The following is a 9,294-nucleotide window of genomic DNA, read 5'->3' as shown; positions in this document are numbered from 1 at the left end:
GTCTGGGAGAGAGCATGTCCGAAGGGGCCCCGGCACCGACCGGGACGACCGGTGGGACGACGGACGGCGAGCTGCTGTCCGCGCTGTTCGCCCACGCCACCGCGGGGATGTACGCCCTGGACGCCTCCGGCCGGGTCGTCGCCTGCAACCCCTGGGCGGAACGGATTCTCGGCCACCGCCCCGGCGGCCTGAGCGGCCTGGACGCCAAGAGTCTCCTGCACGCGTCGCACGACGACTCCACGCCCGGCGAGCGCGCCGTCCTGCTCCGCGCCGACGGCACCCCGCTGCCCGTCTGGTGGACGTCCGCGCCCCTCCCCGGGCGGCGGGGCACCGTGGTGGTCTTCCACGACACCGGAACCGACGGGGAGCGGAACGACCGGCGGTCCGATCGCTACGCCCACAGCGAGATCGCCCGGGAACAGGCCGAATTCGACCTTGCGGAAGCCACCTGGCTCAGTGAACTGACCCTGGCGCTGGTGAGCACGCTGGAGGCGGAGGAGGGGCTGGCGCGTCTGGCCCGGCTGCTGGTGCCCCGCCTCGCCGACGGGGCCGTGATCGACCTGATCGCCGACCGCGGCCGGGTCCGCAGGACCGCGTGGACCCACCGGGAACCGGACCAGGTGCCCGCCGCGGCGCTGGAGGCCGACCCGCCGCTGTTCGGCGACGCCTCGACCGCCCCGCTGGCCCAGGTGCTGCGGGGCGGCCCCACCCAGCAGCTGACCGCGCCTTTCGGTACGCCCCTGTCCGGTACGTCCTCCGCCCCCGCACCGGTGGCCGCCCCCGCGCCGCCCGGAGCCGTCCCCGTACCGGCGGCCGCCGCACCGACCGGAGCCGCCCCCGTCCGTGCCGACGCCCTGGGCCGCGCCACCACCGCGATGCTCGCCGACCTCGGCGCCGCCGAGGCGCTCATCGTGCCCCTCCGCCTCCGCGACAGCACCTTCGGCACGCTCATCCTCACCCGGTCCGCCAGCACCCCGCCCTTCAACGACGCCGACCGGGTGCTGGCCGAGGAGGTCGCCCGCCGTACCGCCCTCGGGCTGGAGAACGCCCGGCTGCACGCGCAGCAGGCCGACATCGCCGCCACCCTCCAGCGCGCCCTCCTCACCGACCTGCCCCAGGTCGAGACGCTGGAACTGGCCGCGCACTACCAGCCGGCGGAGCACACCGCCGAGGTCGGCGGTGACTGGTACGACGCGTTCCTGCTGCCGGACGGCGATCTCGCCCTGGTCGTCGGCGACGTCACGGGCCACGACATCCAGGCCGCCGCCCGGATGAGCGAACTGCGCAACATGCTGCGGGCGTTGGCCGTCGACCGGCCCGAGGAGGATCCCGGCGGCATCCTCCAGCGCCTCGACCGCGCCCAGGCGCACCTGCGGCTCGCCGACGCCGCCACGGTCGTGCTCGCCCGCCTGCGGGCGGGCAAGGACGGTTCCTGGCGCCTCAGTTGGTCCACCGCGGGCCATCCGCCGCCGCTGGTCGTCGCCGCGGACGGCACGACCCGCTACCTGGACGAGGCGCACGCCATGCTCATCGGCCTGCTGCCGGCCACCTCCCGGCCCACGGTCACGACCGAACTGCCCCCGGGCTCCACGCTCCTGCTGTACACCGACGGGCTGATCGAGTCGCGGACCCAGGACATCGACAGCGGACTGCGGCGGCTGCGCGGGTACACCGCCGCCCATCACACCCAGCCGCTCGACCGGTTGTGCATCGACATGGCCAGGCACCTGGGCGACACGCGTGACGACATCACGCTCATCGGGGCGCGGATACCGCCCCGCGGATGAGGCCGGTCCCGGACGTGGTTCAGGACGTGATCCAGGACGTGGTTCAGGACCCGATCCCGGAGGCGATCCCGCGACCGGTCCCGGTACCGGTGCCGGAATCGGTCCCGGAACCGGTACCGGACCCAGAAGCGGAATCTCATCGGCCGCCTGGGGCGGCCCCCGGCGAAGGCGCCGCCGGAACGCCGTAATTCGCTTGTCGAAGTGAGCCCATGACGCCGTGTCGGGTCGTGTTCATCAAGTGAAGGGCCGGAAAGTTTTTTCCTGACCGGCCGTGAGGCCGCCGAACGCCTCGGCCGACGCCTCCGCGCCCCGATTCCCCCCGTACGGAAGAGGGCCCCGCCCGCCCCGTCGCCGACCCCTCCCACCTGCGCGGACACCCCACCACCCGTACCCCCGCCAGAAGGCCCCCGACAGGGAGAGCGCTCTCCCTGCCGACGCGCGAACGGGACGTCCCAATGTCTCCTTTGTGTTAAATACCTGACGACTCGTCAGTTCCGGAACTTGACGCAGCACCTTGACGACCCCTTTACGCAGCCCTAACGTCCGGCACTCAGGGGCACCGATACGGAACCCCTGGCCCCCCACCACCGGATTTCCCGTCCTGCCGATGCTCCGGCCCGCCGCCGGAGCGTGCCGGGCGCGGGATCCACGACTCCCTTTGGAGCGCCCATGAGATCAACGCGGTCCGAGAACGGCCGCCCCGTCCGCGGGGGACGCCGCAAGGCCCTTCTCGCGGGATTAATCGCGGCGTTGGCGGTCGCCGCCCAGCTCGTGCTCGGGCCCACCGGCGTCCCCCAGAAGGCAGCCGCCCAGCCGGCCGGCGCCCAGGTCGTGCGCGTGGCGGAGTTCCTCGCCGAATGCAACTTCAGCCACCGCCTGCCCGACGACCCCATCGTCGTCCCCGGCATCCCCGGCGGCTCGCACATGCACAGCTTCTTCGGGAGCCACGCGACGAACGCGTACACGAACCTCGGAGACCTCAAGACGTCGGCGACCACCTGCGACCCGCAGGTCGACCTCTCGTCGTACTGGGTGCCGACCCTGTTCGTGAACAACCAGCCCGTCGAGCCCACCGGCACGACGTTCTACTACCTGGGTGAGGGCGTGCGCGACGACGTCATCGCCCGTACCCAGCCCATCCCCGAAGGCCTCAAGATCGTGGCGGGCAACGCCAAGGCCACCGGTCCGAACGACAACACCCGCGCGCGCTGGTCCTGCCTGCACGCCGGACAGGTGAACCCGTCGACGGACTTCGTCAACTGCCCGGCCGGCACGATGCTGGAGTCGTACCTCGACTTCCCGCAGTGCTGGAACGGCAGGGACCTCGACTCGGCGGACCACAAGAGCCACATGTCCTACCCGGTCGACGGAACATGCCCGGCGAGCCACCCGGTGCCGGTTCCGAAGCTGCGTCAGGTCCTGCGGTACCCGGTGAACGGCAACCCGGCCGGCTTCAGACTGGCCTCCGGGCCCGGATATACCATGCACGGCGACTTCTTCAACGCGTGGCCGGTCGCCGAGATGGACCGCCGGGTGCGGGACTGCATCCGGCCGATCATCAAGTGCGGCGCCAACGGAATTCCCTCGTGATGCCGCGGGGCGGCGGTCGGCCGCACCCCGGCGGACCGCCGTCCCGTCCCGGCTCCCGGCCGGACGGGCCCGGCCGGGGGCGTACGAGCGGAACGGCGCGGGGGACCGGCAGGACCGTACTGCCGGGGATCCTTCTGGTCCTCGCGGTCCTCGGACCGCTGGGCTGCGGTGCCTCGCCGGCACCGTCCGACACCGGACCCGCGCGGACGGCCGCGGTGAAGGAGCGGGGCGCACAGGCCGCTCCGGCGCCCTCCGCCTCCGCCGTCGCGGCGGGCGGGTTCAACGACACCGACCGGGGCTGGGCGCAGTTGATGGCGGCCATGGACGAGCGGACGCTGCTCCTGCTCGACCTCGTCGCCGACCGCGCGAGCGACGCGGAACTGGCGGACCTGGCCCGGAGCGCGAAGGTGACCCACCGGGCGGAACTCACCCGGCTCCGCACCATCCTCGAGAAGACGGGGGCGGACGGGGCCAATCCGCACGAGGGCCACGACATGAAGGGGATGGTGACCGACGACGAACTGCGGAAGATCGGCGCGAAGCGCGGTACCGCGTTCGACGACCTCTCCATGACCTACCTCCGCGAGCACCTGGAGCAGAGCGTGCTCGTCTCCCGGGGCGAACAGAGCGCGGGCGCCGCGGCGGAGGCGAGGAAACTCGCCGGAGAAGTGACGAAGCGGCGCACGGAACAACTGGCGGCGCTGCGGCCGCTCGGCGGCTGACCTCCACGGAGGACCGCCGCTCCCGGGCCGGGAACCCCACGCCCCCAGGGCCTGCCACAGAGATCAGGCCCCCGCCCGGGAGCGGCCCGGCGGGAGCGCGCGCCGCACCCGGCCCGGTTCACGGTACGTCCACGGCCGCGACGCCCAGACCCAGCGTCTCGGGCGCGCTCGCGTACGGCAGCCCCTCCAGCGGCCGGTCCGTGCAGAAGCGCGCCATGAGGTCCGCGAAGTCCGCGATCCGCTCGACGGGCGCCAGATGGTCGGTCTCGTCGATGGTCAGGAACCGCGCCTCCGGGAGCCGCGCCGCCACCTCCCGCCCCATGGCGGGGGTGCAGAGGGTGTCGTGCTCGCCCGTCACCACCAGGCTCGGCACGGCGGGCACCGGCTCCGGGCGGTACCACTCGTGCCGCATCAGCCGGGTGTTGTGCTCCGCCGACTTGCTCAGCTGTTCGGGATCCTGCCCGGCGATCTGCTGGTAGACGAGTCGGGACACCGCCGCGTGCTTGCGGACCCGGCCCGTCCCGGGCGGGGACATGAAGCGGTCGGCCAGCTCCCGCGCGATCGTCTCGGTCTCGCCCCGCTCGATCATCACGGCCCAGCGCTCCATCGCCGCCGCGTAGTCCGCCGGGATCCGGGTGGTCATGCCGACCAGCAGCAGCCGCGCCACCAGATCCGGGTAGTGCTGGGCGAAGCGCAGCCCCACGGCGCCCCCGTAACAGGCGGCCACCAGGTTGACGCGCGGCACGTCCAGTTCCGTGAGGAGGTGCCGGACGGTCGCGGCGAGGAAGTCGACCCCGTACTTCGCGGGAAGGAAGTCGGCGGTGCCGTACCCCGGCAGGTCCACCGTGATCACCTGCCCCACCGGTCCGAGCCATTTCTCGTGCCGCACCCAGGAGTTGCGGTCCTGGGAGGAGCCGCCCAGCACGAGCACGGGCTCCGTCACCGGGTCGTCGTGGTGGACGACGCGGCACGTGTACCGGAACCCGTCGAAGGTGAGATCCCGTTCCTCGACCCGGCCGGTCGTGCCGTCCGTGCGACCGTCGACCGCCTGCCCCGGGATCAGAGGGCGAGCACGGGGCGATTCCTGGTCCTGGGCGAGGACGGCGTCGATGGTCATGGGTGACTCCAGAGCTCCGGTACGGACAACAACGTCCCTGCCTAGCAGTTGGCCCGCCCCGACCGGACATCACTGACCCGATCGTGGGCGGTTCGCGCCTCCCGGTCCGCTGGTCCATTCGACTCTCGCTCAGCCGGACCGATCCGGGGGGCACCGGGCGGGACCCGCACCCCCGGCGCGCACTCCGGTCCGAGCCGGGGCGGTGGACGCCCCCTTGACTTCGAGTGCGCTCCAATTCGTAGCCTCGGCCCATGACTACGCCTCGCCCCACGACCACGCCTCAGCACAAGATCGGCTCCGGTTTCGGAGAACGGAGCACCGCGCGGGAGGTCCTGCGGGGGATCGACCTCACCGGGAAGCTCGCGATCGTGACCGGCGGCTACTCCGGCCTCGGCCTGGAGACCACCCGCGCCCTGGCCGGCGCCGGCGCCCATGTCGTCGTACCCGCCAGGCGGCCGGCGGCCGCGCGGGAGGCGCTGCACGGCATCGAGGGCACCGAGGTCGACGAACTGGACCTCGCCGACCTCGGCAGCGTGCGCGGCTTCGCGGAACGGTTCCTGGCCTCGCACCGCGCCGTCGACCTGATCATCAACAGCGCCGCCGTCATGGCGAGTCCGGAGACCCGGGTCGGCCCCGGCTGGGAAATGCAGTTCGCGACGAACCACCTCGGTCACTTCGCCCTCGTCAACCGCCTCTGGCCCGCGCTGGTGCGCGGCCGGGCCCGGGTGATCTCCGTCTCCTCGGCCGGCCACCGCAACTCGCCCGTCCGCTGGGACGACCTCCACTTCCAGCAGGGGTACGACAAGTGGCAGGCGTACGGCCAGGCGAAGACGGCCAACGCGCTGTTCGCCGTCCACCTCGACCGGCTGGGCAAGGAGTCCGGGGTACGGGCGTTCTCCCTGCACCCGGGCGGGATCCTCACGCCGCTGCAACGCCACCTCGCCCAGGAGGAGATGGTCGCGGCGGGCTGGATCGACAGCGACGGCAATCCGATCAACCCGGCGTTCAAGACACCCGAGCAGGGCGCGTCGACCCAGGTGTGGGCGGCCACCTCGCCGCTGCTCGCGGACCGGGGCGGGGTGTACTGCGAGGACTGCGACATCGCCGAGCCGGCCGGTGACGGCGAGTTCAAGGGAGGGGTACGGGAGTACGCGACCGACCCCGAGCAGGCGGCCCGGCTGTGGGCGCTCTCGGCCGAACTGACCGGCGTCGACGCGTTCGTCACCACCGCCTGAGCGGCGATCCCGACCCGGAGGGGCCGTACCCGGCCGGGTACGGCCCCTCCGGGTCAGGTGGTCCTGCGATGGGTGAGCGTCGTGGGAAGCGTGAGGTACTGCCGGGGTGCCGACGGATCGTTGATCTCCTCCAGCAGCAGCCGCGTGATGGCCCGCCCGATGTCCTCACTGGCCTGATTGACACTGGTCAGCGGCGGGACGGTGTGCCGCGCCACGATCGAGTCGTCGAAGCCGATGATGGCCACGTCCTCCGGGACCCGCCGCCCCCGCTCGCGCAGCTCGGTCAGCGCGCCCGCCGCCATGACGTCGGACGCGACGAAGACCGCGTCGAGCCCGGGGTGCCGGTCCAGCAGCTCGCCCATCGCGGCCCGGCCGCCCTCCTCGGTGAAGTCGGCGGACACCGCCAGCGACTCGTCCGGGGGAGTGCCGTGCTCGGTGTGGGCGTCCCGCCACCCCTGGAGACGGCTCCGGCCGACGTCCATGTCCAGCGGGCCCGCGACGGTGGCGACGGTGGTACGGCCCTGGCCGAGCAAATGCCGTACGGCCTGCGCCGCCCCGCCCACGTTGTCGGAGTGCACATGGCTGAGCGACTCGTCCGGCGAGCGCCGGCCGGCCAGCACGGTCGGCATCTGCGTCTTCTCCAGGAACGCGACCAGCGGGTCGTCCTGGTGGACCGCGACCAGCAGGACACCGTCCACCCGCCGCGCCTCCACGAACCGCGTCAGCCGGTACAGCTCGCGCGGGTTCCGTACGAGAATCAGCAGCAACTGCATCTCCGTGTCGGCCAGTTCCGTACTGACCCCCCGGATGACCGCGTTGAAGTACGGCTCCGCCGCCAGCCGGCTCTCCGACTCGGGTATCACCAGCGCGATGCTGTCGGTCCTGCTCGTGACCAGGCTGCGAGCGGCCGGATTCGGTACGTAGTTGAGCTCCGCGATCGCCGCCTCGACGGCCGTACGGGCCTTGGCGCTGACGCCGGGCGCGCCGTTCACGACCCGGGAGACCGTCCCCCTGCCGACGCCCGCCAGGGCGGCGACGGCTTCAAGAGTCGGCCTCTGACCTCTCGGGTTGCGGCTGCTCATCACGTCTCCTGACTCTCGCTCCGGTGGTGCGCCGAAGCGCTCACGTGGTGACTGTGCTCGATGGTGCGGACGACGGAAGCGGAGAGCCGTCGTCCGGACACATTCACGCAACGGAACCGACTTCGACTCTTGACACGGCCTGGCGTCTCCCGAGAGTCTTCCACAACCGTTTGGGAGCGCTCCCAGTTTATCCGGGAACAGCTCTCTGATCCAGTCGACCGTGAGCCGCAGCAGGCGCGCGCCTGAGCGCCGCTGCTAGGAGGAAGCACATGGGCACTGCCCGCAAGCGCTTCGGATCCACCCTCGTTTCCGCCACCGCCCTCGCGGTGTCGCTCGTCCTCGTCGCCGGCTGCGGAGGCGGCGACGAGGACAAGGCGCGGACCAAGGACGGCAAGACCGTCATCAGCCTCGGGCTCTTCGGAGTCATGGGCTACAAGGAGACCGATCTCCTGGACCGCTACATGAAGGAGAACCCCGACGTCACGATCGAGACCGACGTGGCCGGGGACGAGCAGACGTACTACACCGCGCTCCAGACGCACCTCGCCGCCGGCAGCGGTCTCAAGGACATCCAGGGCATAGAGATCGGCCGGGCGAAGGAACTGGTCGACACCCAGGCCGACAAGTTCGCCGACCTGTCGAAGACGCCGGGCCTGGACCACTTCCTGCCCTGGAAGCAGGCCCAGGTCACCACCGGCGACGGCAAGATGATCGGCCTGGGCACGGACATCGGCCCGATGGCGGTCTGTTACCGCAAGGACCTGTTCGAGCAGGCCGGACTCCCAACCGACCGGGCGGAGGTGGCGAAGCTCTGGGAGGGCGACTGGTCGAAGTATGTCGATGTCGGCCGGACGTTCAAGCAGGGGACCAAGAACCCCAAGGTCGCGTACATGGACACCGCCACCGGGCTGTTCAACGCGATGATCTACGGCGAGGAGAAGCAGTTCTACGGCGAGGACGGCAAGCTGATCTACCAGGACAACCCGGTGGTGAAGGACGCCTGGAACCTCGCCGCGGACGCGGCCACGTCGGGGCTGACCGCCAAGCTCCGCCAGTTCCAGCCCGGCTGGGACCCCGGTCTGGCGAACGGCACCTTCGCCACCGCCGTCTGCCCGGCCTGGATGCTCGCCCACATCAGCGAGAAGGCCGGCCCCGCCAACCAGGGCAAGTGGGACGTCGCCAAGGCGCCCAAGGGCGCCAACTGGGGCGGCTCGTTCCTCGGCGTGATGGAGGACAGCCCCGTCAAGAAGGAGGCGGAGAAGCTCGTCGCCTGGCTGACCGCGCCCGAGCAGCAGGCGTACATCTTCGAGAAGCTCGGCAACTTCCCCTCCTCGAAGACGGCGCTCGACATCCCCGCCGTCGCGAACGGCACCTCCCCGTACTTCAGTGACGCCCCGATCGGCCAGATCTTCGGTGACGCGGCGAAGGAGATCCCGGCGAAGCAGGTGCTGGGACGCAAGGACGGCACGATCAAGGACACGTTCTCGCTCGGCCTGCAACTGATCGAGCAGGGCAAGAGCCCGGACTCCGCGTGGAAGACGACGGACGAACGGATCCAGAAGCTCACCCGCTGACCCGGCGTGCCGGCCGCCGGACGGGCCGAACAGTCCCGTCCGGCGGCCGCCGGCCCCCCGCCCCCCCCACCACCCCCCCGAAGGAATCCCCCGTGGCCACCACCAAACAATACCCGCCCTGGCGGCGCCACAAACAACACCCCCAGGCCCACGGAGCGGTGCCCTACGCCATAATAGCCCCGTTATT

Annotated in this window: 7 protein-coding genes; 5 read left to right on the top strand and 2 right to left on the bottom strand. The window is 71.6% G+C overall.

What is annotated here, in order from left to right; translation table 11 throughout:
* Positions 1-14: 14 nt before the first annotated feature.
* The 3 genes from ACIODU_RS31430 to ACIODU_RS31420 all read left to right on the top strand — a co-directional run bounded on the left by ACIODU_RS31430 (position 15) and on the right by ACIODU_RS31420 (position 4,099).
* Positions 15-1,787 carry a SpoIIE family protein phosphatase gene (locus tag ACIODU_RS31430; protein ID WP_401772089.1) on the top strand — a complete coding sequence of 591 codons (1,773 nt, stop codon included), beginning with the start codon at positions 15-17 and terminating at the stop codon, positions 1,785-1,787.
* A 669-nt stretch (positions 1,788-2,456) separates the two neighbouring features.
* The gene (locus ACIODU_RS31425) at positions 2,457-3,377 is read left to right on the top strand and encodes a DUF1996 domain-containing protein (RefSeq protein WP_401772086.1); all 921 of its coding nucleotides are present in this window, start codon (positions 2,457-2,459) and stop codon (positions 3,375-3,377) included.
* Positions 3,377-4,099: a DUF305 domain-containing protein gene (locus ACIODU_RS31420; RefSeq protein WP_401772194.1), complete on the top strand. Its 723-nt coding sequence runs from the start codon at positions 3,377-3,379 to the stop codon at positions 4,097-4,099. Before ACIODU_RS31425 ends, ACIODU_RS31420 begins: the two co-directional genes overlap by 1 nt.
* A gap of 118 nt (positions 4,100-4,217) precedes the next feature.
* Here ACIODU_RS31420 and ACIODU_RS31415 read toward each other — a convergent pair whose 3' ends face one another.
* Entirely contained in the window at positions 4,218-5,216 is a 999-nt protein-coding gene (locus ACIODU_RS31415) for an alpha/beta hydrolase (RefSeq protein WP_356421288.1), read from the bottom strand.
* Between the two features lie 251 nt (positions 5,217-5,467).
* On the opposite strand from ACIODU_RS31415, the gene ACIODU_RS31410 reads away from it, so the two are divergent.
* Complete coding sequence (locus ACIODU_RS31410; RefSeq protein WP_401772083.1) at positions 5,468-6,451, top strand: SDR family NAD(P)-dependent oxidoreductase; 984 nt, start codon at positions 5,468-5,470, stop codon at positions 6,449-6,451.
* A gap of 53 nt (positions 6,452-6,504) precedes the next feature.
* Here the strand turns inward: ACIODU_RS31410 and ACIODU_RS31405 are convergent, their stop codons facing one another.
* Complete coding sequence (locus ACIODU_RS31405) at positions 6,505-7,533, bottom strand: LacI family DNA-binding transcriptional regulator (protein ID WP_161312878.1); 1,029 nt, start codon at positions 7,531-7,533, stop codon at positions 6,505-6,507.
* 269 nt (positions 7,534-7,802) lie between these two features.
* Between ACIODU_RS31405 and ACIODU_RS31400 the strand changes: the two genes are divergently transcribed.
* Positions 7,803-9,107 (top strand): ABC transporter substrate-binding protein, encoded by a 1,305-nt coding sequence (locus tag ACIODU_RS31400; protein WP_401772080.1) that lies wholly within the window; start codon positions 7,803-7,805, stop codon positions 9,105-9,107.
* The last annotated feature ends 187 nt before the right edge of the window (positions 9,108-9,294 follow it).

This window comes from Streptomyces sp. NPDC088261 (genome assembly GCF_044740805.1).
In the GTDB taxonomy this organism is placed as follows: Bacteria; Actinomycetota; Actinomycetes; order Streptomycetales; family Streptomycetaceae; genus Streptomyces.
The sequence above is the reverse complement of the archived record's forward strand: the minus strand, read 5'-3'. Positions and strand labels throughout refer to the sequence as shown.